Consider the following 25323-nt stretch of genomic DNA (forward strand, 5'->3'; position numbering starts at 1 on the left):
GGTTCTCCTGCGGCTCTACTCGCGTCACTGCTCGCCGGGGTCACTACCCGGCAGCGCCAGCTCGAACCAGACCACCTTGCCGATCCCCTCGGCCCGGGCGCCCCAGTGCAGCGCCAGCCGGTGGACCAGCTCCAGGCCCCGGCCGCCCTCGTCGGCCTCGGCCGCGTGACGCTCCCGGGGCGGGTCCGGCAGTGGGTCGGAGACCTCGACCAGCAGCGTCTCGCCGAGCGTCAGCCGGACCCCGATCGGGGCGCTGGTGTACCGGACGGCGTTCGTGACCAGCTCGCTGACCAGCAGCTCGGCGGTGTCGGTGAGGTCCTCGACGCCCCACTCGGCGAGCGTGGCGCGGACCAGCCGGCGGGCCCGGGAGACGGCGGTGGGCTCGGCGGGCAGGGTCCAGCCGGCCGTCGGGGCGCCGGCCTGGCCGTGCCCGAGCCGGGCCAGCAACAGGGCGACGTCGTCCGGCTCGCGGCCCTGCTCCATGGTGTCGAGCACCGCCTCGCAGGCGGCCTGGATCGAGGCGTACGGCTCCTGGAGCACGGTGATCAGCCGGCCGAGGCCGACGTCGAGGTCCTTGTCCCGGGACTCCACCAGGCCGTCGGTGCACAGCGCGAGCAGGCTGCCCTCGGGGATCTTCAGTTCGACGGATTCGAACGGAACTCCGCCCACACCGAGCGGGGCACCGGAGGGCAGGTCGAGGATCCGGCCGGCGCCGCCGGGCAGCGGGCCGCCGGTGCGGGTCGGCTCCGCGGTCTCCTCGCCCGGCACCACCAGCACCGGCGGGATGTGCCCGGCCTTGGCCACCGTCAGCATCGCCGTGCCCGGGTCGAAGACGGCGTAGACGCAGGTGGCGAGCAGCGCCTCGTCCGGCCCCTGGGCGAGGTCGTCGGCCAGCTCGTGGACGTGTCGCAGCAGGACGTCCGGCGGCAGGTCGAGGGCGGCCAGCACCCGGACGGCGGTGCGCAGCCGGCCCATGGTGGCGGCGGCCCGCAGGCCGTGGCCCATGACGTCGCCGACCACCAGCGCGGTGCGGTCGCCGGGCAGCGGGATGACGTCGAACCAGTCGCCGCCGACCTCGGTGCCGCTGCTGCCGGGCACGTAGCGGTAGGCGACCTCGACGCCGGTGGGCTGCGGGACCTGCTGCGGGAGCAGGGTGCGCTGGAGGGTGAGCGCGGCGGTGCGCTCGCGGGCGTACAGCCGGGCGTTGTCCAGCGAACTGCCCGCCCGGTCGGCGAGTTCGACGGTGAAGGCGAGGTCGTCGCGGTCGAAGCCCTCGCGGTAGCCGGCCCGGCTGACCAGCAGCAGGCCGATCACGATGCCGCGGGCGCGCAGCGGGACGACCAGCATCGAGTGCACGCCCAGGTCGCGGGCGGCCTGCATCTTGGGGTCGCCGGGGTAGGTGACGTCGTCGAGCTGGTCGGCGCCGGAGAGCAGCTCGGGCACGCCGGTGCGCAGCACCCGTCCGCAGGCGGACTCCTCGGCGAAGGTGATCCGGGCGCCGCGCCGGAGCATCACCTCGACCTCGGGGCCGTCCTGGACGGACGCGGTGCCGAGCTGGAGCAGCGAGGTGCGCCGGTCGTGGCCGTGCCGGGGCAGGTCGTCGCCGTGGGCGACGGCCTGGAGCAGGATCACCGCGGAGTGGTCGGTGAGCCGTGGGACGACGGAGCTGGCGAGTTCCTGGGCGATCCGGGCGGCGTCCAGCAGGTCGCCGACCCGGGAACCGAACTCGTTGAGCAGCGAGAGCCGGCGGCGGGCGTGCTCGACCTTGGCCACTGCACGGTAACGCTCCGTCACGTCCATCACGGTGCCGGAGATGCCGAGCACCCGGCCGGCGCGGTCGGTCATCCGGCTGTAGGAGATCGAGCGGTAGCCGGGCCGGGTGGTGACCGGGGAGGCGAGGGTGACGTCGATGACCGGCTCGCCGGTGGCCAGCACCTGGCGCTGGATCGCGGTGATCTCGTCGGCGGCGCGCTCGGGCAGGGTCTCGCCGGTGGTGCGGCCGACGTGGTCCTCCAGGGCGACGCCGTTCATCTCGGCCAGGGTCTGGTTGACGGCGGTGTAGCGCAGGTCGCCGTCCAGGATGGCGATGCCCAGCGGGGACTGCTCGAACAGCGCGTCGCGCACCGCGAGGTCCCGCTCGATGGCCCGTACGGCGGCCGCCTCGGCCAGGTTGACCTGCAGGAACGGGGTGCCGTCGCCGTCCACCAGCAGGGAGATCCGGGCGTCCACCGCGACCGGCAGGCCGTCCCGGTCGCGCAGCTCGGCGTTGCCCGCCCAGCGGCCGTTGCGCAGGGTGTCCTGGATCGCGATCCGGATCCGGGCGACCTGTCCCTGGTCCGGGATCAGCTCGTCGATCCGGCGGCCGACCAGCAGCTCGCTCGGCCAGCCGAGCAGCTCCTCGGCGGCCGGGCTCCACAGCACCACCCGGCCCGCGGTGTCCAGGATCGCGATGGCGACCTTCAGCATGTCCAGCAGGCTGCCCCCGGGCGGCGCGCCGAGGCCCGGTCCGGCGTCGGCCGGCCCGCCGGGGAACGGCCGGCCGGGGCGGCTGCGCACACCGGGCTGGACGCCGGATTCGGGGACGGCCGGGGTCGGCGCCGGCTGGACGGGGGGCGCGGCACCGGGGCCGGTGGGGGCGGCGGGGCCGGTGGGGCCGCCGCGTCGGCGCCCGGACGGCGGTTGCGGGGCGGTCGGCGGGGCGGCGCGGCGCAGTCGGGCGCGGGCTGCGGCGCCTCCCGAGGGGCCTGCTCGCCGCGCTGCCCCGCCGCCGTTCCCGGTTGTCGACACCGACGGGGCCTCCGGCTCTGGTCGGGATCGGCGGCGCCGGCTGGGGCGGCTCACCGATGGTGACGAATAGTGCCGAAAAGTGACATACCCAGCAGATCCCAGGCTATCCCGGCTCGCGGGTCCTCTTGTTCGATTGACCTATCCGGCGGCTCGCGCGTCGTCCGCCGCCGCGAGCAGTTCGGCGACGTGCGGCAGGACCTCGCGGTCGTGCTCGATCCAGTCCACGGAGTCCAGCTCCGCCGGGCCCAGCCAGCGCAGCTCGTCGTGGTCCGTCAGCAGGCTCGGCTCGCCGGCCAGCAGCTCGGCGGCCCAGAACCGCAGCTCCAGCCCCGGGCGCACGGTCCACGCACCGGGCAGCCGCCGCAGCGCCCGCGCCCGTACGCCCAGCTCCTCGAGCAGTTCCCGCTCCAGCGTCTGCGCCTCGGTCTCCCCCGGTTCGGCCTTGCCGCCGGGGAACTCCCAGCGCCCGGCCACCGCCGGTGGAGCGCTGCGCCGGGCGGCGAGCACCCGGCCGCCGCGGATCAGCGCGCCGCCGACGACGATCCTGAGCGGGGTGACGTCGGGGCTCTCGCCGGTCTGTTCCATGCCGCGACCCTACGGGGCGGGGTCGGCGGCCTCGGACTCGACCCAGTACATCTGCTTGTGGCCGCGCGCCTCGAAGTCGTCGGCGACGCGCCGTGCCTCGGCCTCGGCCAGACCCTTGGCGACCAGGAAGCGGTTGCCGTTGTCGTCCTGCCGCATCACCCGAAAGGTGCCCATGCGGGGAGGGTACCGGGCGGCCCGCCGGGTGTCCCCGGCCGGCGTGGGGGTCGGGCCGGGGACACGCCGTCGACCCTACGGGCCGCGCGCTACCGGCAGGTACGGGCCGCGTTAACGCTGCGTAACCGGCGGACCGGCTCAGGCGCGGCTCGGAACCGGGTCGGCCGCGGCTCGGCATCGGCTCAGGACCGGGTCAGGCGCGGAGGTCGGGCACCTGCTCGCCGGTGGACAGGCCGAGCGAGCGCCGGATCTCCACGCTGATCGGCACCGTCTTGGCGATCAGCGCCCGGGCCCGGCGCAGGTCGCCCGCCACGTCGCTGCCGGAGGCCGCGTCGTCCCAGGCGGTGGCCGCCTGGGTCTGGGTCTCGGCCAGCTTGTCGACCTTCGACTGGATGTCGGTCGGCCACTCGGCGGTCGGCTTGCGCAGCGCGGCGGCCTCGGCCCGGGAGGCCGCGGCCATCCGCCGGGCCCAGGAGCGGTACTCGGCGTCGGCGACGGCCACGTCCTTCTTCGGCTCCTCCGCGTAGGCCGCGTTGAAGCCCCGGACGGCGTCCAGGTAGGCCAGCTGGACCGAGGTCAGGGTGCGGCGGTCGGTGCGGACCGTCCCCAGGTGCTGGTCCTCGCGGTCCTCGAAGGCGCAGGTGACGTACCGTTCGCCGGCCGCCCAGTTGCCCGCGCTCGGGTAGAGGTAGACGTCGTCCATGCCGTCCGGGACGGCCCACTGGTCCAGCGCGTAGTCGTCGAGCACGGTGCGGCACAGCGCGGCGGCCCGCTCGCGCACGGCGGTCGCGCCCGGATAGGGGCCGGTGCCGTCGGGGATCCGGGCGCTGCCGGCCACCTCGCCGTGGTGCGGGTCCGAGCAGGCCACCCGGCGCACCCAGTAGACCGTCTCGTCGCCGTTCTCGTCCGTCTTCCCGCTCACGTCGGGCGAGTTGTAGCACTCCCCGGCCTTCAGGGCGGACCAGCGGACGGATCCGGCCGGGGGCTTCTGGGCGTACCCCCCGTCGCGCCCGTCCCGCGCGGAGCCGAAGTCCCCCGCCCCCAGGGCGAGCGACAGCAGCAGGGTGCCCGCCACGCCGAGCACCAGACCGGCCACCGCCATGCCTCGGCCGCGCTGACCGCGACGGTTGATCTGGGTCAGCGCGATGATCCCGAACACCAGGGCCACCGGCGAGAGCAGGCTCAGGCCGGTCGCCAGGGAGCCGATGGCGAAGCCGTTGGTGCGCGGCTCCGGCTGGGGGTCGTACGGATGGTGCGGGCCGTACGGGGCGTGGGGGTGCCGCGCGTACGGCGAGTGCGGGTTCGGGCGCTGGTTCGGGTTCGCGTACGGGTTGCCGGGCCGGAGGCCGGACTCGGCGGAGGGCGGCACCGAGGCCCAGCCGCCGGCCGGCAGCGGCGGGGGCGGCGGCTGGGGCGGGGCCTGCGATGAGCCGGGGGCGGCCTGCGCGGGCCGGTCGGCCGGCGGGGCCCAGGGGTCGGCGGGTCGCTCCGGCGCCGAGGCCTGTGAGGTCTGCGAGGCCGGCGAGGCGTCCGGTTCCGCCGGGTGCTCCGGTTCGGCCGCGTCCGTCGCGCCGGCGTCCTGCGGCTTCGGCTGCTCCGCGTCCGGGTCCTTGCGGAAGTCCACCCGCGGGTCCGGCCCCGGAGCGGCGGGCAGCTCGGACTCAGGCTTGGACACGTGGACTCCCCCGACCCGCCGGGGCGGGCCTCGACTCGGCGTTTCGGCACTCGACACCGCCGCCCGGGCCGGACGGGGCCCGATGCGAACGGTCGCGCGACTTTACCCGATCTTTCCGAACATCCGCCCGGCCGATACCGCCGCCGTCCGCGGGCTCAGACCCGGGCCAGGATCTCGCCGTGGATCATCGAGAACCACCCGTCCTCGGCGGCGCTCCACTCCCGCCAGCCGTCCGCCATCCGCTCCAGCTCGGCCCGGTCGGCGAAGCCCCGTTCCACCGCCGTCCGGCCGAACGCCGTGCCGGTCACCCGGTCCGCCCACATCCCGCCCCACCACTCGCGCCGCTCGGGCGTCGCGAACGTCCAGGTGCCGGCGCTCACGGTGACCTCGGTGAGGCCGGCCGCGCGGGCCCAGGACAGCAGCCGCCGCCCGGCGTCCGGTTCGCCGCCGTTGGCGCGGGCGGTCCGCCGGTACAGCTCCAGCCAGCGCTCCAGCGCGGGCACCTCCGGGAACCAGGTCATCGACGCGTAGTCGACGTCCCGGGCCGCGACCACCCCGTCGGACGCCGTCACCCGGCGCATCTCGCGCAGCGCGGACACCGGATCGGCCAGGTGCTGCAGCACCTGGTGGGCGTGCACCACGTCGAACTCGCCGTCCCGGTACGGCAGTCGGTGCACGTCCGCGAGTTCGAACACCACGTTGGACAGGCCGCGCCCGGCGACGTACCCGGCGGCCTGCTCCAGCACCTCGGCCGAGGTGTCCACGGCCACCACCCGGCCGCCGGGGCCGACCAGCTCGGCCAGGTCCGCGGTGATCGTGCCGGGGCCGCAGCCGACGTCCAACAGCGCCTGCCCGGGCCGCAGTCGACCCAGCAGATAGGCGGCCGAGTCGGCGGCGGTACGGGAGCGGTGCGAGCGCAGCACGGCCTCCTGGTGACCGTGGGTGTAGGCGGCGGCAGGCCGTGGTCCGGACATGGCGTTCCCCCTGAGGCGTGATCGGTCTTCCGTTTCCGCGACGCCCCGACGCTACTCCTCATCCCGCATGACGAGAAGAAACGTCTCACACTGCGAGCACTGGAGGGCCGAGCCGCAACCGGCCGCCGTACCGTGGAGGCGCCCGACCGAACGTGCCCCGCCCTAACGTGTCCCGACAGAACGGCCCCGCCCATGCCCGGCCCCGGCCCGCGCCCCTTCGTCCTGCTGAGCGCCGCCGTGTCGCTCGACGGCCACCTCGACGACGCCTCCCCCGAGCGCCTGCTGCTCTCCAACGCCGCCGACTTCGACCGGGTCGACGCGGAGCGGGCGGCCGCCGACGCGATCCTGGTCGGCGGCAACACGCTGCGCGCCGACAACCCGCGGCTGCTGGTCAACGACCCCGCGCGCCGGGCCGCCCGGGTGGCGGCCGGACGACCGGAGCACCCGTTGAAGGTGACGCTCAGCGCGAGCGGCGCGCTCGACGCCGAGCTGCGGTTCTGGCACACCGGCGGCGCGAAGATCGCCTACACCACGGAGGCCGGGGCGGCGGTGCTGCGGCCCCGGCTCGACGGGCTGGCCAAGGTGGTCGCGCTCGGCGGTTCGGTGGACCTCGGCGCGGTGCTGGACGACCTGGGCGCGCGCGGGGTGCGCCGACTGATGGTCGAGGGCGGCGGCGGGGTGCACACCCAGTTCCTCGCCCTGGGCCTGGCGGACGAGCTCCAGCTGGCCGTCGCCCCGCTGCTGGTCGGCCAGGCCGAGGCGCCGCGGTTCGTCCGCCCGGCCGCGTTCCCGGGCGGCCCGGCCCGGCGGATGCGGCTGCTGGAGGCACGTACGGTGGGCGACGTCGTCCTGCTCAGGTACGCCCCGAAGGAGCCCGCGCCGTGAACCACCCCGCGACGAACCGTCCCGCGGCGGACCGCCCCGAGACCACCGACCTCGGTCACCTGCGCCGGGCCGTCGAGCTCTCCCGTCGCTGCCCGCCCTCCGAGACGGCCTTCTCGGTCGGCGCGGTGATCGTCGGCGCCGACGGCGAGGTGCTGGCGGAGGGCTTCAGCCGGGAGACCGACGCCCACGACCACGCCGAGGAGGCCGCCCTGGCCAAGCTCCCGGCGGGCGATCCCCGGCTGCGGGGGGCGACCGTCTACAGCAGTCTGGAGCCCTGCGGGCAGCGCGCCTCGCGGCCGGTGCCGTGCGCCCGGCTGATCATCGCGGCGGGCGTGCCGCGGGTGGTGGTCGCCTGGCGCGAGCCGGACCTGTTCGTCACCGGCTGCCAGGGCACGGCCCTGCTGGAGGCGGCCGGGGTCGAGGTGGTGGAGCTGCCGGAGCTGGCCGAGGAGGCCCGGGCGGTCAACGCCCATCTGCTCCGGTGATCTTTTGTATCATTTAGAAACAAAGGGCTCGTCTTCGCCGACGTCCGCCGCCATTCTCCCTCCCAGGAGCCGCCCCGTGCCCGCCACCCCCGTCCGGTTCACCGCCCGCGCCCTCCTCCTCGACATGGACGGCACCCTGGTCAACTCCGACGCCGTGGTCGAGCGCTGCTGGAGCCGCTGGGCCGTGCGGCACGGCCTCGACCCGGTCGCGGCGCTCGCCGTCGTCCACGGCCGCCAGGGCCACGCGACCATGGCCGAACTCCTGCCGGACCGCCCGGTCGAGGTCAACCTCGCCGAGAACGAGCAGATGCTCGCCGAGGAGCGCGCCGACACCGTGGGCGTCGTCCAGGTCCCCGGCGCCGACGCCTTCCTCGCCGCCCTGACCGGCCTGCCGCACGCCCTGGTCACCTCCGCCGACCTGCCGCTCGCCCGGATCCGGATGGACGCGGCCGGCCTCCCGATGCCGCCCGTCCTGGTCACCGCCGAATCCGTCGGCGCCAGCAAGCCCGACCCCGAGGGCTTCCTCAAGGGCGCCGCCGCCCTCGGCTTCGCCCCCGCCGACTGCCTCGCCTTCGAGGACTCCGGCGCCGGCATCGCCGCCGCCCGCGCGGCCGGCATGCGCGTCATCGGCATCGGCCCCCGCGCCGCCGCCCACCACCCCGACGCCCTCGCCCCCACCCTCGAAGCCGTCACCGTCACCACCGCCCCCGACGGCACCCTCACCCTCACCGTCCCGGCCTGACCACGGAACGCCGGAGGGGGCCGGACTTCCCAGCGGAAGTCCGGCCCCCTCCAAGCGAGTTGCGGTCAGACGTTGAAGCGGAACTCGACCACGTCGCCGTCCTGCATGACGTACTCCTTGCCCTCGATGCGGGCCTTGCCCTTGGCGCGGGCCTCGGCGGTGGAGCCGGTCTCGACCAGGTCGTCGAAGGCGATCACCTCGGCCTTGATGAAGCCCTTCTGGAAGTCGGTGTGGATGACTCCGGCGGCCTCGGGGGCGGTGGCGCCCTTCTTGATGGTCCAGGCCCGGGCTTCCTTGGGGCCGGCCGTGAGGTAGGTCTGCAGGCCGAGGGTGTCGAAGCCGACGCGGGCGAGGGTGGCGAGGCCGGGCTCGTCCTGGCCCATGGACTGGAGGAGCTCGAGGGCCTCGGCGTCGTCGAGCTCGATCAGCTCGGACTCGATCTTGGCGTTGAGGAAGATCGCCTCGGCCGGGGCGACCAGCTCGCGCTGGGCGTTCTTGAACTCCTCGTCGGCCAGCTCGTCCTCGTCCACGTTGAAGACGTAGAGGAAGGGCTTGGCGGTCAGCAGGTGCAGCTCACGGATCGGGGCGGTGTCGAAACCGGCCTCGAAGAGGGTCTTGCCGGTCTCCAGGATCGCCTGGGCGGCCTCGGCGGCGGCCAGCACGGGGGCGGTGTCCTTCTTCAGGCGCGCCTCCTTCTGGAGGCGCGGCAGGACCTTCTCGATGGTCTGGAGGTCGGCCAGGATCAGCTCGGTGTGGATGGTCTCGATGTCGTCCTTGGGCGACACCTTGCCGTCCACGTGCACCACGTCCGGGTCGGTGAAGGCGCGCACGACCTGGCAGATCGCGTCCGACTCGCGGATGTTGGCGAGGAACTTGTTGCCCAGGCCCTCGCCCTCGCTGGCGCCGCGCACGATGCCGGCGATGTCGACGAAGTCGACGGTGGCCGGGAGGATGCGCTGGGAGCCGAAGATCTCGGCGAGCTTGGTCAGCCGCTCGTCCGGGACGCCGACGACGCCGACGTTCGGCTCGATGGTGGCGAACGGGTAGTTGGCCGCCAGCACGTCGTTCTTGGTCAGGGCGTTGAACAGGGTCGACTTGCCGACGTTCGGCAGGCCGACGATTCCGATCGTGAGCGACATGAAGCGCAGTCCCGTGGGCTTGGAGGAGTTGGGTCGGCACCGTACGGGCCGACCCCCAAGTCTACGGGCAGCGCTCCGTACGCCTCACGCCTCGGTCGGGCCCGGCAGCGGCTCCAGGAACTCCAGCCGGTTGCCCAGCTTGTCGGCGGAGTAGAAGCGCCGGTGGCCCGGGTGGTGGTCGTCCCAGATCACCTCGTGGCCGTGCGCGGTGAGCCGCTCGGCCAGGGCGTCCAGCGAGCGCACCAGGATGCCCGGGTGGGCCTTGCGGGCCGGGCGGAAGTCCGGGGTGACGCCGAGGTGCACCTCGACGCCCCCGCCGCGGAACCAGCAGCCGCCGCGGGCGGCCAGCACCGGCGGCTTCTGGAGCTCCGTCATGCCGAGCACGCCGGACCAGAAGGCGCGGCACTCGTCCTCGGCGCCGGCCGGGATGTCGAGCTGGAAGTGGTCGAGGCGTTCGAAGGTGAAGTCGGCGGTCATGCCAGTCCCCGGTGCGGTCATCAGATGATCATGATGTGTCGACTCGGCCGAGCAGGTCAGCGCCTTGAGTGACGATCACAGGAGTACGCCATCCGGAGACACGGGACAAGTCCTGAACGGTCCATTACACAGTGTGGCGATGATCGGACCGTACGTTGGGCGGGTGGAGCAGAGCATCCGTACCCAGCCGCCAGGGCCCAGACGCCGTCCGCCGAACGGCGCGGCCGCGGCCGCCGTCCCCGGTCCCGGCCGGGCTCCCGACAGCACCGGAGCCCCCGCCGCACCTCCCGCCCGGCCACGTCCGGTGACCGACCGGCCCGCGGCGGCGCGCCCGTCCGCGGGGCGGCGGCTGCGGGTGTACGGGCGGCGCCGCACCGGCCGGCCGACCCGGCTGACCGCGATCGGCACCGGCGTGGTCGCGGTGCTGGCCACGCTCGTGGTGGCGGGCCTGGACCGGCTGCTCTTCGGCGACCTCGGCTGGCTGTTCGGCCTCGGCTACCTGGTGGTCTGCTTCCAGCTGGCCGTCCGGGTCCGCTACGCCGACCTGCTGGCCGCCCCGATCAGCGGGCCGATCGGCTTCGCCCTGGCCCTGCTGGTGCTCGCGCCGGTCAGCTCCTCGGGCGTCACCGCCCAGGTGGTGGGGCTGGCGACCGGGCTGGCGCTGCGGGCCGGCTGGCTGTTCTCCGGCACCGGGCTGGCCGCGCTGATCGTGCTCGCCCGCTTCGTCGCCCAGCGCCGGATCCACCGCTCCCGCTGAGGGCCCGCTTCCGCTGAACCGCCGCGCGCGGGCCCTCCGCGCGCGGGCCGTCAGCCCGGGCCCTCAGAGCGCCGCCCGGGCCGCCGCCATGGCGGCCCCGACGATGCCGGCGTCGTTGCGCAGCTCCGCCGGCACCACCCGCGCCTCGCGGTCCTTCAGCAGCGGCAGGAACTTCTCGTGCTTGCGGCTCACCCCGCCGCCGATCACGACCAGTTGCGGCGAGAACAGCCTCTCCACCAGGTCCAGGTACTCGTCGACCCGCCCGGCCCACTCCTCCCAGTTCAGCCCGTGCCGCTCCTTGGCGGCCGAGGAGGCCCGGCGCTCGGCGTCCTTGCCGCGCAGCTCCAGGTGGCCGAGCTCGGTGTTGGGCACCAGCTTGCCGTCCACGAAGAGTGCGCTGCCGATGCCGGTGCCGAAGGTGAGCACCAGCACCACGCCCGGCTCGCCCCGCCCGGCGCCGTGCGCGGTCTCGGCGAGGCCTGCCGCGTCCGCGTCGTTGAGGACGGTCGCGGGCAGGTCCAGCGCCTCGCGGAACAGGCCTGCGGCGTCCAGGCCGATCCAGCCGTGGTCCATGTTGGCCGCGGTTCTGGTGCGCCCGCCGACCACCACGCCGGGGAAGGTCAGCCCGACCGGGCCCTGGTGGTCGAAGTGCCGGACCACCTCGCGGACGGCGGCGACCACGGCCTCGGGCTCGGACGGCTGCGGGGTGAGCACCTTGTGCCGCTCCTGGGCGAGCACACCCCGGGCGAGGTCGACCGGGGCACCCTTGATACCCGAACCGCCGATGTCCACGCCGAATACCGCCGCCATCGCTCCACCCTCCGCCGTTCGGCCGTGGACCGGCTCGTCCACAGCCTGTGCACAGAACTCGGCTCAAACCTACGAGAGCCCGGGCGGCCGCGCACGGCAGAGGACCCGGTGCCCGCACCGGGCACCGGGTCCTCGACGGACGGCTTACAGCTTGCCCGCGGCCTCGGCGCGCAGGTCGCGGCGCAGCTCCTTGGGCAGCGAGAAGATCAGGTGCTCCTCGGCGGTCTTGACCGTCTCGACCGTGTCGAAGCCGCGCGCGGCCAGGAACTCCAGCACGCCGTCGACCAGGATCTCCGGCACCGAGGCGCCGCTGGTCAGGCCGACCGTGGTGACGCCCTCCAGCCAGGACTCCTGGATCTCCTCGGCGAAGTCGACCAGGTGGGCCGCCTTGGCGCCGTACTCGAGGCCGACCTCGACCAGGCGGACCGAGTTGGAGGAGTTCTTGGAGCCGACCACGATCAGCAGGTCGGTCTCCGGGGCCAGCTGCTTGACCGCGACCTGGCGGTTCTGGGTCGCGTAGCAGATGTCGTCGCTGGGCGGGCTGACCAGCGCCGGGAAGCGCTTCTTCAGCTCGCCGACGGTGGCCATGGTCTCGTCCACCGACAGCGTGGTCTGGGACAGCCAGACGATCTTGGACTCGTCCCGAACCTGCACGTTGGCGACGTCCTCGGCACCGTCCACCAGGTGGATCCGGTCCGGGGCCTCGCCCATGGTGCCGATGACCTCCTCGTGGCCCTCGTGGCCCACCAGCAGGATGTCGTAGCCCTCGTCGGCGAAGCGCACGGCCTCCTTGTGCACCTTGGTGACCAGCGGGCAGGTGGCGTCGATGGTGGCGAGCTTGCCGGCCCGGGCCTCGTCGTGGACGGCCGGGGCGACGCCGTGCGCCGAGAACACGACGATCGAGCCCTCGGGCACCTCCTCCGTCTCGTCGACGAAGATCGCGCCCTTCTTCTCCAGGGTCTGCACCACGTACTTGTTGTGGACGATCTGCTTGCGGACGTAGATGGGCGCCCCGTACTGCTCCAGGGCCTTCTCCACGGCGATCACGGCGCGGTCGACACCCGCGCAGTAGCCCCGGGGGGCGGCGAGCAGGACACGGCGCTGCGCGGTGTTGGACATGGCTCCATCGTACGGGGGACCCGGAGCCCCGCCGCCCGCGGCGGGGAAGCCGCGCCGACGGCAGGCACCTGCTGATCCCCGCGGTGGCCTACCTGTTCTCCGGGATCGCGCTGCACTCGCTGGTGCCGGGGGTCTCGCGCTGGCTGTGGACGGCGATCGCGGTGGTGGTGACCACGGCGCTCAACCTGATCGGGGTGCGGACGGCGGCCCCGGTCGGCTTCGCGGTGCTCGCGCTGGAGCTCGCGGCGCTGGTGGTGTTCGTGGTCGCGGCCGTGGTGGTGCTGGCGCAGCACGGCACCCGGCCGCGGTTGGGACACCCCGTTCACCGCCGTCGGGGACTTCTCGCTCACCGCGGTGCTCGCCGCGGTCTCCGTCGCGGTGCTCTCCTACCTGGGCTTCGACGCCATCGCGACCTTCGTCGAGGAGGCGGTCGGCGCCTCGGCCGCGGTGGCCCGGGCAGCGCGGTGCGGCGCCGGGCACTGCTCACGGCCGCGGTGATCACCGTGGCGGCGGCCGTCCGGGCGGCCGACCGGGACGACGGGCTGGACCAGCTGACCTCGGTGGTGGACATGGGCGCGCTGACCGCCTTCGCGCTGCTGCACGCCTCGGTGATCGGCTGGTACACCGTCCGGCACGGCTCGCGCGACCGGCCGCGCCACCTGCTCGTCCCGCTGCTGGGCATCGCGGTGATCGGCGCGGTGATCCACGAGGCCTCGACCACGGCGCAGCTGGTCGGACTGGTCTGGCTGGCGGTCGGACTGGTGGTGCTCGGCGTCCAGGGCAGCACGGACGGTGTCGGCGGGCGCCGCTAGCCTCGTACGCATGGCCAACACCAGCTCCCCCGAAGCCCCGCTCCCGGTCGGCAAGGTATCCGCGCTGATCGGCGGCTGGATCGACCGGCTCGGCTCGGTGTGGGTCGAGGGGCAGATCACCCAGCTCAGCCGGCGCCCCGGGGCGGGCGTGGTGTTCCTGACCCTGCGCGACCCGCAGGCCGACGTGTCGCTCACGGTCACCTGCTTCCGCAAGGTGTTCGACGAGGTCGCGGACGTGGTGCAGGAGGGCGCGCGGGTCGTCGTGCACGCCAAGCCGGAGTGGTACGCGGCCCGCGGGCAGCTGTCGATGCGGGCCTCGGAGATCCGGCCGGTGGGCCTGGGCGAGCTGCTGGCCCGGCTGGAGCAGCTGAAGCGGCGCCTCGCCGGGGAGGGCCTGTTCGCGGCCGAGCGCAAGCGGCGGCTGCCGTTCCTGCCGCAGTGCGTCGGGCTGGTCACCGGGCGCGGCTCGGCGGCCGAGCGGGACGTGCTGGAGAACGCCCGGAGGCGCTGGCCGGCCGTGCGCTTCGAGGTGCGCAACGTCCCGGTGCAGGGGATCAGCGCGGTGGAGCGGGTGAGCGCGGCCGTCCGGGAGCTGGACGAGCACCCCGAGGTGGACGTGATCATCGTGGCCCGGGGCGGTGGCAGCGTGGAGGACCTGCTGCCGTTCTCGGACGAGGGGCTGGTGCGGCTGGTCGCGGCCGCCCGGACGCCGGTGGTCAGCGCGATCGGGCACGAGCCGGACCAGCCGTTGCTGGACTTCGTCGCCGACCTGCGCGCCTCCACCCCGACCGACGCCGCCAAACGGGTGGTTCCGGACGTCGGCGAGGAGCTCGCCAAGGTCCGCCAGCTGCGCGACCGCGCCCGTCGGCACGTGCTCGGCCGGGTCGAGCGCGAGCAGCACGGGCTGGACGGGCTGCGCAGCCGCCCGGTGCTGGCCGCCCCGCATCGGATGCTGGACGGACGCGGCCAGGAGGTGGAGGGCCTGCTGGAACGAGCCCGGCGCACCCTGCGGCACCGGCTGGACCAAGCCCAGAGCGACCTCGGCCACACCCTGGCCAGGGTGGTCGCGCTCTCCCCGGCGGCCACCCTGGAGCGCGGCTACGCGGTGCTGCAGCGGGCCGACGGCACCGTGGTGACGGACCCGGCGCAGGTCTCGGCCGGGGAGGGGTTGCACGCCCGGGTGGCGGGCGGCGGCTTCGACGTGGCCGTGGCGGACAACTAGGGCGGAGAACTAGTAGGAGCGCTGCCGGGACAGCGCGATCGAGTGCTCGCTGAAGCCGAGGCTGCGGTAGAGCGCCTCGCCGCCGCTGCTGGCGTGCAGGTCGATCCGGCCGACCCGGCGGCCGTCGAACCAGTCCAGCAGCGCCTCGGTGCAGGCCCGGGCGTAGCCCCGCCGCCGGTGGTCGGGGTCGGTGCAGATGTTGAAGACGAAGCCGAACAGGCCGTCCGGGTTGCCGGGCGAGGGCAGCCGTTCCTCCAGGGTGCCGACGGCGCAGGCGGCGAGCCGGCCGGGCCGCCCCGGGTCGTCGACCACGAAGGAGGGCATGGTCAGCTCCTCGGCCGGGGCGGCGAGGCGCTCGCGCAGCATCCGCTCGGCGGTGGTCTGCCAGGCTCCGGGGCCGGCCAGGGCGGCCATGCCGGGCATCTCCTCGAACATCAGGTTGCGCAGTCGGACGAGCTCGGGCGCGTCGGCCGGGACGGCGGGTCGGACCTCGGTCATGCGGCGGAGGCTAGCGCCGCCGGTCGGCCGGGCGCACCCGGGTTTCGGGCCGCGCGGGCTTCCTGTCGGCGCCAGCCCCTACGCTGGCACGCATGGCAGAGCAGCAGGAGCAGCAGGACGCGACGGCGCCGACCCCGGACGACGCGCTGGGCTACGAGCACGCCCGGGACGCCCTGTTGGAGGTGGTCCGGCGGCTGGAGAACGGCGGAATTTCCCTTGAGGAGTCGCTGGCGCTGTGGGAGCGTGGCGAGCAGCTGGCGAAGGTCTGCCAGCGCTGGCTGGACGGCGCCCGGGCCCGACTGGACGCCGCGCTGGCCGCCGAGGAGGGCGCGGGCCCGGGCGGGGAGTGAGGCGGATCACACCCCCTTGGGGAATCGTTGAATCTTCACCTATGTTGGAGGAGCTGATCGGCCACGCCGGTCACACCGACGAACCCCTCTTCCGCATGAGGTGCAGAAGCATGACCACCGACGCCCTGGTACTCGACGCCGCCGCTCAGGACCTGCTGTTCCGCGAGGCCCGCACCGCGAACACCTTCACCGACGAGCCGGTCACCGACGAGCAGGTCCAGGCCATCTACGACCTGGTCAAGTACGGCCCGACGGCCTTCAACCAGCAGCCGCTGCGCGTCGTCCTGGTCCGCTCGGCCGAAGCCCGCGAGCGCCTCGTCCAGCACCTGGCGGACGGCAACAAGGCCAAGACCGCCACTGCCCCGCTGGTCGCCATCCTGGCCGCGGACAACGAGTTCCACGAGGAGCTGCCGACCCAGTTCCCGCACTTCCCGCAGGCCAAGGACGTGTTCTTCGCGGAGCGCGCCGTCCGCGAGCAGTCCGCCAAGCTGAACGGCGCCCTGCAGGCCGCCTACTTCATCGTCGGCGTGCGGGCCGCCGGCCTGGCCGCCGGCCCGATGACCGGCTACGACGCCGAGGGCATCGACAAGGAGTTCTTCGGCGACGGCGAGCACTCGGTGCTGGCCGTGGTCAACATCGGCAAGCCGGGCGAGGACGCCTGGTTCGACCGCTCCCCGCGCCTGGCGTACGAGCAGGTCGTCACCACGATCTGAGCGCCCACCACGATCTGATCGCACTCCGCGACGGCGAAGGGCCCGCACCGGTTCGTCCGGTGCGGGCCCTTCCGCATGCCTGCCGGGGGCCGGCCTTACTTGAGCGCCTGGGCCAGCTCGGCGAGTTCCTGGTAGGAGGCGGTGCCGGTGACCAGGGTGGTCGCCGAGCCGCTCTGGGCGGTCAGCGCCCGGGCCTTGTCGCCCTGCACCCGCTCCCAGGTGTGCCCGGCGGCGTCCGAGCTGCCGTCCGGCTGGGCGCCCGCGACCTTGTCGGCGAGCAGCTTGTCGCGCGGGACGTCGGCCTGCTCGACCGCCGCGTACTGGCCGGAGGGCGTCACGAATCCCAGGTGCCAGGCGTTGCCCTTGCCGCCGTTCAGGTCGGCCGGCGTGTAGCTGACCGAGGTCGCCCGCCACTTGTCGGACAGCCCGTCCGGGGACAGCAGCGGGTAGGGCGCGGCGCGCTTCGCCGAGGCCGCCGCCACCTTGTACTCGACCACGTGCACCGGGTCCCTGTCCGCGTCGTGCGGGAGGAACAGGTAACCGATCCAGACGACGAAACCGACCGCCAGCATCGACAGGACCATGTCCCGTACGGTCTGCCGACCCCTCATGCCCTTGCTCTCTGCAGCCACCCCCACATGGTGACTCATCCACATTCCGGCGGGGCCACCCGGGGTGTGCACGTCCGGGTGAAGCAGGACGAAGCAGTGCATTTCGCCACAGGGTGGCGACCCGCGCCACAGACAGTCATCTCGTGGGCAGATACGATCGCATCACCCTCACCACGGCGTTCGACCAGGCAGTAGTCGGGCGCTCACTGGCCGTCGCGTACAGAGAGGTAACGACGATGACCACGCAGTACCCGCACCACCTTCCCAGCGCCCTGGAGGTCGCGCCCGAGGCTCCGGACCGGAACCTCGCGCTCGAGCTCGTCCGGGTCACCGAGGCGGCCGCGATGGCCGCCGGCCGGTGGGTCGGCCGGGGCGACAAGAACGGCGCGGACGGTGCCGCCGTCAAGGCGATGCGCACCCTCGTCTCGACCGTCTCGATGAACGGCGTGGTCGTCATCGGCGAGGGCGAGAAGGACGAAGCCCCGATGCTGTACAACGGCGAGCGGGTCGGCGACGGCACCGGCGCCGAGTGCGACGTCGCAGTCGACCCGGTGGACGGCACCACGCTGACCGCCAAGGGCATGAACAACGCGGTGGCGGTGCTGGCCGTCGCCGACCGCGGCACCATGTTCGACCCCAGCGCCGTGTTCTACATGGACAAGCTGGTGGCCGGGCCGGAGGCCGCGGAGTTCGTCGACATCACCGCCCCGGCGGCCGTCAACATCCGCCGGGTCGCCAAGGCCAAGGGCAGCGCCGTCGAGGACGTCACCGTGGTCGTGCTCGACCGCCCGCGCCACGACGGCCTGGTCCGGGAGATCCGCGAGGCGGGCGCCCGGATCAAGTTCATCTCCGACGGCGACGTGGCCGGCGCCATCATGGCCGCCCGCGAGGGCACCGGCGTCGACCTGCTGATGGGCATCGGCGGCACCCCGGAGGGCATCATCGCGGCCTGCGCGATGAAGTGCATGGGCGGCGTGATCCAGGGCCGGCTGTGGCCCAAGGACGACGCCGAGCGGCAGAAGGCCCTCGACGCCGGGCACGACCTGGACCAGGTGCTCACCACCGACGACCTGGTCAGCGGCGAGAACGTGTTCTTCGTCGCCACCGGCATCACGGACGGCGAGCTGCTGCGCGGCGTCCACTACCGCTCGGAGACCGCCACCACCAGCTCGCTGGTGATGCGCTCCAAGAGCGGCACGATCCGCGAGATCAACTCCGTCCACAAGCTGTCGAAGCTGCGGGCCTACAGCGCGATCGACTTCGACCGCGCCAACTGACCCGGACGCGACCGGCTCACCACGCGGCCTCGGCGGAATCCCCCTCCGCCGAGGCCGCGAGGCTTTTCCAGCCGGCCAGCCGGCTGGGGCCTGCCTTCGAGCCAGTCAGGGCCGGTCTTCAGGCCGGCCTTCGGACCAGTCTTCGGCCCGCCGTCAGCCGGCTATCCGACGCCCGGCCGTGGCCACCCGGGCCGCCTCGCGCAGCTCCGCGTCCCGGCGGCGGCGCCGGGCCAGCACCACCCGCCGCTCGGCGGCCGTCAGCCCGCCCCAGACCCCGTACGGCTCCGGCTGGGCCAGTGCGTGCTCACGGCACTCCAGCAGCACCGGACAGCGGGCGCACACCTGCTTGGCCTGCTCCTCCCGCGACAGCCGGGCCGCCGTCGGCTCCTTCGAGGGCGCGAAGAACAGCCCCGCCTCGTCCCGCCGACAGGCCGCACCGGTGTGCCACGGATTGTCCTCGCCCGCGGCCGCGCCCGCCGCGCCGCCCGGGGGCTGCGGCTGGGGGCGGACGGCCGGACGGCGCTCCAGCAACTGCGCGGCGGCGACTGGCGAGGTGGTGCGGGACTCGATCGGATGCAGCACGGCCGTACTCCTGACGAGGCTCTCGGACACGGGGAACCCCGCTCCCCCGCCCGGCTGCGAGCCCCCGCTGTCCAACGCCCGGGACGGCCACTGGGCCGCCTCCGGTGCACAGCCGCACGAGAAGCGATGTGCGGAAGGAACTACCCCGTCCGGCCGCGATTCATGCACACTGCACGCAATCGACTACGGAGTGCACCGAGCACAACACCGAGTGCCCGGCCGGGAGTTGATCCCGGGCCGGGCACTCGGCAGGTCAATTCGGGCTATTCCGTACCGAGTTGCTTGCGCACCCACTCCTTGAGCTTCTTGCCCCGGCGCGGCTTGGCGTTGCAACCACCGAACAGGGCAACGCCCTTGACCCGCACGACCGGAGCGTACGGGTCCGCCGCGGTCTGCTCGCGGACGTCGAACCCGCCGAAGACGCCGACCCCGGAGCCGAGCAGGCTCACGTTCTCCGGCACCCGGATCTCCACCCCGCCGAAGATCGCGGTCACCGTGATCTCCACCTCGGGGGACTCGAAGACGGCGTCGGTGAGGTCGATCTCCACCCCGCCGAACGCGGTGAAGGCCGTCAGGTGCGAGCCGACCCGCCAGCGGCCCTTGCGGGCCGCGCCACCGAAGACCGCCACCACCGACGGGGCCTCCTGCCGCGCCGGCGGCAGCGGCCGGGCCGGTGCGGGGGCGGGCTCATGGGCGCCCAGCGGCGGCTTGTCGAAGGAGACCGACCGGTGCGCGGGCAGGTCCCGGGTCAGCGGGACGAGGTCACCGAAGGTCTTGGCGGCGTACGCGGCCTCGATCCGCTCCGCGTGCTCCTCCGCGTCCAGGCGACCCTCGGCGTAGGCGTCCCGCAGCAGTTCCGCGATCCGCTCGCGGTCGGCGTCCGAGACCCGCATCTCCGCCTCCGCCACCGGGGCGTGCGAGGGCTGCGGCTTGGTCTCGGGCTGCGGCTTGGTCTCGGGCTGGGGCTTGAGTTCGGGCTTCGTCAGGGGCACGGGAGCCGGCACCGGCGGCTGCCCCAGGTCGTCCTGCGACGGCGAGTTGTCCACGAGCCAAGCCTAGTCGCTCGCACTGTCGCCCAAGTGAGCCAGGTCACCTGACAACCGGAGGAAGTGTCAGTCGCGTGTGCAAGCCTTAGGGAAGCCTGAGAGCAAAGCGGATCACGGTGTTTCGAGGACATGATGGAAGCGCGGCAGGAAACCGTGGAGGATGCCGGGCATGCCCGGTACGCCTACCGCCTGCGCGTGTCCGCCACCGCCCGTGCCGCGCTCGAAGCGGAGTGGGGCAGGTGCCGGTGGGTGTGGAACGAGTGCGTGGCCAAGTCCCGGCAGCGGCACATCGCCAACCGCACCCGGCTCGATGGTGCGCTGAAGGTGACCTGCGGACCGGCGGAGCTGGACAAGATGCTGACCGAGGCCCGCGCCGCCATGGGGTGGATGCGCGAGGGCGCTTCGGTACCGCAGCAGCAGATCATCCGGGATTTCGCGAAGTCCCGCGCGAAGGCGCAGAAGGACATCAAGGACCGGCTGCCGGTGCACCGCCGGGCGGGGATGCCGAAGCCGAAGAAGAAGCGTGAAGCCCTGCCGAGCTTGAACTACACCCGGCGCGGTTTCCGCCTCCAGGACGGCCGTCCGCACCTCGCGGGCGGGATCGTCCTGACGGTGGTGTGGTCGCGGGATCTGCCCGCCCAGCCGTCCTCGGTTCGCGTGTACCAGGACACCTTGGGCACTGGTACGCCTCGTTCGTCGTCCCCGCGACCGTCGAACCGCTGCCCAGGACAGGAGCGGTGATCGGCATCGACTGGGGCGTCAAGGAGATCGCCACCACCACATCCGACGCGCACGATCTCCCACACGCCGAGCACGGCAAGAAGGCCGCGCAGCGGCTCGCGAAGCACCAGCGGCAGATGAAGCGCCGCGAACGGCCGAAGGGAGAGGCCCAGTCAAAGGGCTATCGCAAGGCGCGACGGCAGGCCGCGAAGCTGCACAAGAAGGTCGCCCGGCAGCGCCAGGACACCGCCCGCAAGTGGGCCAAGACCGTTGTCCGGGACCACGACCACATCGCAGTGGAGGACTTCCGACCGAAGTTCCTCGCCACGACCTCCATGGCCAAAAAGGCCGCTGACGCCGCCATCGGCGCTACCAAGACGGCCTTGATCGAGATGGGCCGCAAGCACGGCAGGGCCGTGCACCTGATCCACCCCGCGCACACAACGATGGACTGCGCGCACTGCGGAGCGAGAGCCAAGCACGCACTGCCGCTGGGAATGCGCACCTACACCTGTACCGCGTGCGGCGCCTCGTCTCCGAGAGACAAGAACTCCGCCCACGTGATGCTCCACCGGGCAGGTCTGAACCCGGCTGGGGTTGAGCGCGCAGGACGTGGCCGCCCGTAGGGCGACCACGCAGCACGAGCCAGCAATCCCCCAGGCGAAGGCGGGCCCCGCCTTCGCCTGGGGGAGCACTCGAGCAAGGCTGACCTGTCCGCATGCCCACCACGACCGGGTCTTACCCTGGATGGTGCTTCGCCGACGCAGCCGGACCAACTGGACCCTAAGGACCGCCCCGATGGCTCCCACGCCAGACTTCGAGTACAGCGACCTGCTCCCCCTGGGCGCTGACCCGACCCCGTACCGCAAGCTCACCGCCGAGGGTGTCTCCACCTTCGAGGCCGGCGGCCGCACCTTCCTCCAGGTCGAGCCCGAGGCGCTGCGCCTGCTCACGGCCGAGGCGATGCACGACATCTCGCACTACCTGCGCCCGGCGCACCTCGCCCAGCTGCGCCGCATCCTGGACGACCCGGAGGCCAGCCCCAACGACCGCTTCGTCGCGCTCGACCTGCTGAAGAACGTCAACATCTCGGCCGGCGGCATCCTCCCGATGTGCCAGGACACCGGCACCGCGATCGTCATGGGCAAGCGCGGCCAGAACGTGCTGACCTCCGGCGCGGACGAGTCCGCCATCGCGCGCGGCGTGTACGACGCGTACACCAAGCTCAACCTGCGCTACTCCCAGATGGCCCCGGTGACCATGTGGGACGAGAAGAACACCGGCAACAACCTGCCGGCCCAGATCGAGCTGTACGCCACCGACGGCGACGCGTACAAGTTCCTGTTCATGGCCAAGGGCGGCGGCTCCGCCAACAAGTCGTACCTGTACCAGGAGACCAAGGCCATCCTGAACGAGGCGAGCATGCTCTCGTTCCTCGAGCAGAAGATCCGCTCGCTCGGCACCGCCGCCTGCCCGCCGTACCACCTGGCCATCGTGATCGGCGGCACCAGCGCCGAGTTCGCGCTCAAGACCGCCAAGTACGCCTCGGCGCACTACCTGGACAACCTGCCGACCTCCGGCAACGCCAAGACCGGCCACGGCTTCCGGGACCTCGAGCTGGAGGCCAAGGTCACCGAGCTGACCCAGAAGATCGGCATCGGCGCCCAGTTCGGCGGCAAGTACTTCTGCCACGACGTGCGCGTGGTCCGGCTGCCGCGCCACGGCGCCTCGCTGCCGGTCGCGATGGCCGTCTCCTGCTCCGCCGACCGCCAGGCGCTGGGCAAGATCACCGCCGAGGGCGTCTTCCTGGAGCAGCTGGAGACCGACCCGGCGAAGTACCTTCCGGACACCACCGACGAACACCTCGACGACGACGTGGTGCGCGTCGACCTCAACCAGCCGATGACCGCGATCCGCGCCGAGCTGTCCAAGTACCCGGTCAAGACCCGGCTCTCGCTCACCGGCACGCTGGTCGTCGCCCGCGACATCGCCCACGCCAAGATCAAGGAGCGCCTGGACGCCGGCGAGGGCATGCCCAAGTACCTCCAGGACCACCCGGTCTACTACGCCGGCCCGGCCAAGACCCCCGAGGGCTACGCCTCCGGCTCCTTCGGCCCCACCACGGCCGGCCGGATGGACTCCTACGTCGACCAGTTCCAGGCCGCCGGCGGCTCCATGGTCATGCTCGCCAAGGGCAACCGCAGCAAGCAGGTCACCGACGCGTGCGCCGCGCACGGCGGCTTCTACCTCGGCTCCATCGGCGGCCCGGCCGCCCGCCTCGCCCAGGACTGCATCAAGAAGGTCGAGGTGCTGGAGTACGCCGAACTCGGCATGGAGGCCGTCTGGCGCATCGAGGTCGAGGACTTCCCGGCCTTCATCGTCGTCGACGACAAGGGCAACGACTTCTTCCGCGAGACCACCGAGGGCCCGCTGATCACCAACCTGCGGATCCGCTCCAAGGAGTAGCCGCCGCCCGGCGGAACGCTCCCGCACGCCCCCGGACCGCCCCGGCCGCCCCTCGCGGCCGGGGCGGTTCCATGTGCAGGCGAGCTGCGAACGTGAATACCGTGCCCTCCATGGAGACGACGAAGGACATGGCGGACGACGCTGTTGTCCGCCGGAAGCGGCTGGAGGCCCTGGAGAAGCTGTCCCGGCGGGCCGCCGCAGGTCAGTTCGAGCCGACCATCCGGGTCCACGAGGCCTGCAAGCGGGCGTTGCGCGAAGCGGCTTCGGGCCTCGCCTCCTGGCAGGAGGCCGACTACCTGCTGCGCTCGCCCGCCAACGCCGAACGGCTCACGGCTGCCGTCGCCCGCGACGGAGCCGACCGCCCCGGGGTGGCGAGGGCCGTCGAAGAGCCGGAAGCACTGGCGGATCCGAGCCACTGACGACCTCGGCCCGCCTCATGCGTCGAAGTCGTACTCCAGGACGTAGGAGGCGGCGTCGAGGATCATCTCGTTGAGTTCGACGACCTGCCCCTCGTCGGCGAAGGCGGTGCGGCAGATCAGGATGACCGGGGTGCCGGCGGAGAGTTCGAGGCGGGCGGCCTCCTCGGCGGCGGGCATCCGGGAGCGGACCTCCTCGCGGAAGTGCACGGGCTTGGCGCCGAGCTCGGCCAACCGGGCGTAGGTGCCGCCGGGACCGGTGTCCTCGCGGGTGATCGCGGTGCCGGCGACCAGGACGGCCGGCAGGTAGGAAATGGAGAGCAGCACCGGCTTGCCGTCCAGGACGAAGCGGCGGTGCCGCACGCACATCGGGACGCCCGGCTCCACCCCGAGCACCCGGGCCACGTGTTCGGGCGCGCCCTGCTCGGTGACCGACACCTGGTCGACCACCAGACTGCGGTTGTCGATGTCCGCGGACCATATCGACCGACCGGAACCCCACTGCCCCTGCGCCAGCCGCTGGATGCCGCGCCGACGCAGGGGCCGGAAGTCCCGGACGAACACCCCCGCGCCCTTGCGGGCCTCCGCGATGCCCTCGCTCTGCAGCACGCCCAGCGCCTGGCGGGCGGTCATCCGGGCCACACCGTACTCGTCCATCAGGTCGTTCTCGCCGGGCAGCCGGTCGCCCGCGCGGTAGCGGCCGGCGTCGACGGCCGCCTTCAGGGAGTCGGCGATCCGCTGGTACTTGGGCCGTTTGTCGCCACTGCTGCCGGTCATCGCCGCTCCCTCTCCCTCGGACAAATCGTAGGCGCGCCCGCGGTCGGTAGTAAGGAGATACGACCGTTGACATCTCTAGAGATATTAGCTTCTCTAGAGATGTCTGCCAGTCGCCGACGGAGCGAAGGAGCAGTGCGGTGACCATCCGACAGCGCAACGCCCCGGCCTACCGGCCTCACGTGGGTGAACTCGTCCTCGACCGGAGAACCGGACGCACCGGCATCTACATGGACACCATCGGCGGCGAGCACTACCTGCGTCCCGAGCACGGCGGCCGCGAATGGACGGCCGAACCGAACCACGTCTCACCGGCCACCGAGCCCCGCGATTCGGCTGAATGCGATCAGCCCCGGTAATTGCGGCGAACCCACGCAAACCATGGCATTCGGGGCGCCGGTAATCCCCGGTGAATCCGGAATTCCGGAACGCCCCCGGGGGTTCCGCCGGGCACGTTACGGGTGAACCCGGTCACCACGCGTGCGCCGAGGGCCGGAATCGGCCACCGATGGACCCGCACACGAATTGGCGCGCACATCACGACAGTGCCCCCGCGCCCGGACGGGGGCGCGGGGGCACTCGGCCGGAACGGCTTACGGGTGGCCGCCGTCGAGGGTCGCGAAGGCCCCCGTGGCGGTCACCATGTAGCCGGCGGTCACAACAGCAGTCGACACGGCGACCACGGCAACCCGACGAAGCTTGCTCATGCAACTCCGCATGGCGCGCCCGGCCGGGGGCACTTGGCGCTCAGCCGCAGCTGCTTACGGGTGGCCACCGACGGCGTTCTCCGGCACGTACTTCTTGCCGGGCTGGCCAGTGGCTGGCGTGGTGGGCTCCACCACGTACTCACCCTCGTCGCCAAACAGGCCATCCTCGATCGCATCCTTCTCGGCGTCGGTCGGAGCGGCGTACTCGGTCGGGTTCGAGGGCGCAGCCACCGCGCCCTCGACAGCCTTGCCCGCCTCCACAGCGGCGGCCGGGGTGCCGGTCTGCGCCACACTCTCGGGCGCCGACGCCACCGGGGTCTCGCTCTGGTCGTTGGCCATTGGGCGGCCGCCTTTCGGTCATCAAATGTGTCCAGCCCGACCTCTGTGGCGCGGGCGCGCGGACAGTATCGTAGGGTTGATTAAATGTCTGATAAACATCGTGCGGCTTGCAGTGCCGTCCGGCAGAGTCAGGCGCCCGCCTAAGCTGAACCACCATGGCGGGCCGCCGAGCGCCCTTTCA

24 protein-coding genes and 3 pseudogenes are annotated in these 25323 nt (G+C 73.0%); 12 read left to right on the forward strand and 15 right to left on the reverse strand.

Annotated elements, in window-relative coordinates; translation table 11 throughout:
* Window positions 1–24: 24 nt before the first annotated feature.
* The 5 genes from O1G21_RS16030 to O1G21_RS16050 form a co-directional block, all read right to left on the reverse strand.
* The gene (locus O1G21_RS16030; protein WP_270144439.1) at window positions 25–2787 is read right to left on the reverse strand and encodes a SpoIIE family protein phosphatase; all 2763 of its coding nucleotides are present in this window, start codon (window positions 2785–2787) and stop codon (window positions 25–27) included.
* A gap of 138 nt (window positions 2788–2925) precedes the next feature.
* Complete coding sequence (locus O1G21_RS16035) at window positions 2926–3372, reverse strand: NUDIX domain-containing protein (protein ID WP_270144441.1); 447 nt, start codon at window positions 3370–3372, stop codon at window positions 2926–2928.
* A gap of 9 nt (window positions 3373–3381) precedes the next feature.
* Window positions 3382–3546 carry an SPOR domain-containing protein gene (locus O1G21_RS16040; protein ID WP_270144443.1) on the reverse strand — a complete coding sequence of 55 codons (165 nt, stop codon included), beginning with the start codon at window positions 3544–3546 and terminating at the stop codon, window positions 3382–3384.
* Window positions 3547–3739: 193 nt separating this feature from the next.
* Entirely contained in the window at window positions 3740–5221 is a 1482-nt protein-coding gene (locus O1G21_RS16045) for a DUF4190 domain-containing protein (protein WP_270144444.1), read from the reverse strand.
* Between the two features lie 155 nt (window positions 5222–5376).
* Window positions 5377–6195, reverse strand: a complete 819-nt coding sequence (locus O1G21_RS16050) for a methyltransferase domain-containing protein (RefSeq protein ID WP_270144446.1) — start codon at window positions 6193–6195, stop codon at window positions 5377–5379.
* A gap of 192 nt (window positions 6196–6387) precedes the next feature.
* Between O1G21_RS16050 and O1G21_RS16055 the strand changes: the two are divergent.
* Together O1G21_RS16055 and O1G21_RS16060 are read left to right on the forward strand one after the other, a co-directional pair.
* Window positions 6388–7565: pseudogene (locus tag O1G21_RS16055) on the forward strand (dihydrofolate reductase family protein).
* Between the two features lie 124 nt (window positions 7566–7689).
* A complete protein-coding gene (locus tag O1G21_RS16060) occupies window positions 7690–8307 on the forward strand; it encodes an HAD-IA family hydrolase (protein ID WP_405000810.1) in 618 nt (205 codons plus the stop codon).
* 65 nt (window positions 8308–8372) lie between these two features.
* On the opposite strand, the gene ychF is transcribed toward O1G21_RS16060, so the two are convergent.
* The gene (ychF, locus tag O1G21_RS16065; RefSeq protein ID WP_270144450.1) at window positions 8373–9446 is read right to left on the reverse strand and encodes a redox-regulated ATPase YchF; all 1074 of its coding nucleotides are present in this window, start codon (window positions 9444–9446) and stop codon (window positions 8373–8375) included.
* Window positions 9447–9530: 84 nt separating this feature from the next.
* The gene (locus O1G21_RS16070; protein ID WP_270144452.1) at window positions 9531–9944 is read right to left on the reverse strand and encodes a VOC family protein; all 414 of its coding nucleotides are present in this window, start codon (window positions 9942–9944) and stop codon (window positions 9531–9533) included.
* A 283-nt stretch (window positions 9945–10227) separates the two neighbouring features.
* On the opposite strand from O1G21_RS16070, the gene O1G21_RS16075 reads away from it, so the two are divergent.
* A complete protein-coding gene (locus O1G21_RS16075; RefSeq protein WP_270144454.1) occupies window positions 10228–10680 on the forward strand; it encodes a DUF6542 domain-containing protein in 453 nt (150 codons plus the stop codon).
* 63 nt (window positions 10681–10743) lie between these two features.
* On the opposite strand, the gene ppgK is transcribed toward O1G21_RS16075, so the two are convergent.
* Window positions 10744–11490, reverse strand: coding sequence for a polyphosphate--glucose phosphotransferase (gene ppgK / locus O1G21_RS16080; RefSeq protein ID WP_270144455.1), 747 nt, complete (start codon window positions 11488–11490; stop codon window positions 10744–10746).
* A gap of 144 nt (window positions 11491–11634) precedes the next feature.
* Window positions 11635–12609, reverse strand: coding sequence for a 4-hydroxy-3-methylbut-2-enyl diphosphate reductase (locus tag O1G21_RS16085; RefSeq protein ID WP_270144458.1), 975 nt, complete (start codon window positions 12607–12609; stop codon window positions 11635–11637).
* Window positions 12610–12674: 65 nt separating this feature from the next.
* Here O1G21_RS16085 and O1G21_RS16090 point away from each other — a divergent pair.
* Together O1G21_RS16090 and xseA are read left to right on the forward strand one after the other, a co-directional pair.
* A pseudogene (locus O1G21_RS16090) lies at window positions 12675–13421 on the forward strand (amino acid permease); the annotation flags it as partial.
* Window positions 13422–13431: 10 nt separating this feature from the next.
* Complete coding sequence (gene xseA, locus O1G21_RS16095; protein WP_270144460.1) at window positions 13432–14643, forward strand: exodeoxyribonuclease VII large subunit; 1212 nt, start codon at window positions 13432–13434, stop codon at window positions 14641–14643.
* 9 nt (window positions 14644–14652) lie between these two features.
* Here the strand turns inward: xseA and O1G21_RS16100 are convergent, their stop codons facing one another.
* Window positions 14653–15141, reverse strand: a complete 489-nt coding sequence (locus tag O1G21_RS16100; protein ID WP_270144461.1) for a GNAT family N-acetyltransferase — start codon at window positions 15139–15141, stop codon at window positions 14653–14655.
* A 92-nt stretch (window positions 15142–15233) separates the two neighbouring features.
* On the opposite strand from O1G21_RS16100, the gene O1G21_RS16105 reads away from it, so the two are divergent.
* Window positions 15234–15491, forward strand: coding sequence for an exodeoxyribonuclease VII small subunit (locus tag O1G21_RS16105; RefSeq protein ID WP_270144463.1), 258 nt, complete (start codon window positions 15234–15236; stop codon window positions 15489–15491).
* 110 nt (window positions 15492–15601) lie between these two features.
* Window positions 15602–16204, forward strand: coding sequence for a malonic semialdehyde reductase (locus O1G21_RS16110; RefSeq protein ID WP_270144465.1), 603 nt, complete (start codon window positions 15602–15604; stop codon window positions 16202–16204).
* 95 nt (window positions 16205–16299) lie between these two features.
* Here the strand turns inward: O1G21_RS16110 and O1G21_RS16115 are convergent, their stop codons facing one another.
* Window positions 16300–16836, reverse strand: a complete 537-nt coding sequence (locus tag O1G21_RS16115; protein ID WP_270144468.1) for a DUF4245 domain-containing protein — start codon at window positions 16834–16836, stop codon at window positions 16300–16302.
* A gap of 215 nt (window positions 16837–17051) precedes the next feature.
* Between O1G21_RS16115 and glpX the strand changes: the two genes are divergently transcribed.
* The gene (glpX, locus tag O1G21_RS16120) at window positions 17052–18092 is read left to right on the forward strand and encodes a class II fructose-bisphosphatase (protein WP_270144470.1); all 1041 of its coding nucleotides are present in this window, start codon (window positions 17052–17054) and stop codon (window positions 18090–18092) included.
* 153 nt (window positions 18093–18245) lie between these two features.
* Here the strand turns inward: glpX and O1G21_RS16125 are convergent, their stop codons facing one another.
* Together O1G21_RS16125 and O1G21_RS16130 are read right to left on the reverse strand one after the other, a co-directional pair.
* A complete protein-coding gene (locus O1G21_RS16125) occupies window positions 18246–18623 on the reverse strand; it encodes a WhiB family transcriptional regulator (protein ID WP_405000811.1) in 378 nt (125 codons plus the stop codon).
* A gap of 314 nt (window positions 18624–18937) precedes the next feature.
* On the reverse strand, window positions 18938–19720 hold the full coding sequence (locus O1G21_RS16130) for a DUF1707 SHOCT-like domain-containing protein (RefSeq protein WP_270144473.1): 783 nt from the start codon (window positions 19718–19720) through the stop codon (window positions 18938–18940).
* A gap of 132 nt (window positions 19721–19852) precedes the next feature.
* Between O1G21_RS16130 and O1G21_RS16135 the strand changes: the two are divergent.
* From O1G21_RS16135 to O1G21_RS16145, 3 genes and pseudogenes are all read left to right on the forward strand, one after another.
* Window positions 19853–21066, forward strand: a pseudogene (locus O1G21_RS16135) (RNA-guided endonuclease InsQ/TnpB family protein).
* A 172-nt stretch (window positions 21067–21238) separates the two neighbouring features.
* On the forward strand, window positions 21239–22906 hold the full coding sequence (locus O1G21_RS16140; protein WP_270144475.1) for a fumarate hydratase: 1668 nt from the start codon (window positions 21239–21241) through the stop codon (window positions 22904–22906).
* A gap of 110 nt (window positions 22907–23016) precedes the next feature.
* Window positions 23017–23325, forward strand: coding sequence for a type II toxin-antitoxin system prevent-host-death family antitoxin (locus O1G21_RS16145; protein WP_270144477.1), 309 nt, complete (start codon window positions 23017–23019; stop codon window positions 23323–23325).
* A gap of 15 nt (window positions 23326–23340) precedes the next feature.
* Here O1G21_RS16145 and O1G21_RS16150 read toward each other — a convergent pair whose 3' ends face one another.
* Window positions 23341–24099: a GntR family transcriptional regulator gene (locus O1G21_RS16150; RefSeq protein ID WP_270144479.1), complete on the reverse strand. Its 759-nt coding sequence runs from the start codon at window positions 24097–24099 to the stop codon at window positions 23341–23343.
* A 137-nt stretch (window positions 24100–24236) separates the two neighbouring features.
* Between O1G21_RS16150 and O1G21_RS16155 the strand changes: the two genes are divergently transcribed.
* On the forward strand, window positions 24237–24455 hold the full coding sequence (locus O1G21_RS16155) for a hypothetical protein (RefSeq protein ID WP_270144481.1): 219 nt from the start codon (window positions 24237–24239) through the stop codon (window positions 24453–24455).
* A gap of 402 nt (window positions 24456–24857) precedes the next feature.
* On the opposite strand, the gene O1G21_RS16160 is transcribed toward O1G21_RS16155, so the two are convergent.
* The gene (locus O1G21_RS16160) at window positions 24858–25142 is read right to left on the reverse strand and encodes a hypothetical protein (RefSeq protein WP_270144483.1); all 285 of its coding nucleotides are present in this window, start codon (window positions 25140–25142) and stop codon (window positions 24858–24860) included.
* Window positions 25143–25323: the final 181 nt, after the last annotated feature.

Origin of the sequence: Kitasatospora cathayae (genome assembly GCF_027627435.1) — a bacterium.
Lineage (GTDB): Bacteria > Actinomycetota > Actinomycetes > Streptomycetales > Streptomycetaceae > Kitasatospora > Kitasatospora cathayae.

Bases quoted from the DNA above. Each gene is read 5' to 3' on its own strand.
- O1G21_RS16150 (WP_270144479.1), bottom strand. From the start codon at position 24,099: ATGACCGGCAGCAGTGGCGACAAACGGCCCAAGTACCAGCGGATCGCC.
- O1G21_RS16070 (WP_270144452.1), bottom strand. From the start codon at position 9,944: ATGACCGCACCGGGGACTGGCATGACCGCCGACTTCACCTTCGAACGC.
- O1G21_RS16060 (WP_405000810.1), top strand. From the start codon at position 7,690: ATGGACGGCACCCTGGTCAACTCCGACGCCGTGGTCGAGCGCTGCTGG.
- O1G21_RS16145 (WP_270144477.1), top strand. From the start codon at position 23,017: ATGGAGACGACGAAGGACATGGCGGACGACGCTGTTGTCCGCCGGAAG.
- O1G21_RS16140 (WP_270144475.1), top strand. From the start codon at position 21,239: ATGGCTCCCACGCCAGACTTCGAGTACAGCGACCTGCTCCCCCTGGGC.
- O1G21_RS16040 (WP_270144443.1), bottom strand. From the start codon at position 3,546: ATGGGCACCTTTCGGGTGATGCGGCAGGACGACAACGGCAACCGCTTC.
- O1G21_RS16085 (WP_270144458.1), bottom strand. From the start codon at position 12,609: ATGTCCAACACCGCGCAGCGCCGTGTCCTGCTCGCCGCCCCCCGGGGC.
- xseA (WP_270144460.1), top strand. From the start codon at position 13,432: ATGGCCAACACCAGCTCCCCCGAAGCCCCGCTCCCGGTCGGCAAGGTA.
- O1G21_RS16110 (WP_270144465.1), top strand. From the start codon at position 15,602: ATGACCACCGACGCCCTGGTACTCGACGCCGCCGCTCAGGACCTGCTG.
- glpX (WP_270144470.1), top strand. From the start codon at position 17,052: ATGACCACGCAGTACCCGCACCACCTTCCCAGCGCCCTGGAGGTCGCG.
- O1G21_RS16160 (WP_270144483.1), bottom strand. From the start codon at position 25,142: ATGGCCAACGACCAGAGCGAGACCCCGGTGGCGTCGGCGCCCGAGAGT.
- O1G21_RS16050 (WP_270144446.1), bottom strand. From the start codon at position 6,195: ATGTCCGGACCACGGCCTGCCGCCGCCTACACCCACGGTCACCAGGAG.
- ychF (WP_270144450.1), bottom strand. From the start codon at position 9,446: ATGTCGCTCACGATCGGAATCGTCGGCCTGCCGAACGTCGGCAAGTCG.
- O1G21_RS16100 (WP_270144461.1), bottom strand. From the start codon at position 15,141: ATGACCGAGGTCCGACCCGCCGTCCCGGCCGACGCGCCCGAGCTCGTC.
- O1G21_RS16035 (WP_270144441.1), bottom strand. From the start codon at position 3,372: ATGGAACAGACCGGCGAGAGCCCCGACGTCACCCCGCTCAGGATCGTC.
- ppgK (WP_270144455.1), bottom strand. From the start codon at position 11,490: ATGGCGGCGGTATTCGGCGTGGACATCGGCGGTTCGGGTATCAAGGGT.
- O1G21_RS16105 (WP_270144463.1), top strand. From the start codon at position 15,234: ATGGCAGAGCAGCAGGAGCAGCAGGACGCGACGGCGCCGACCCCGGAC.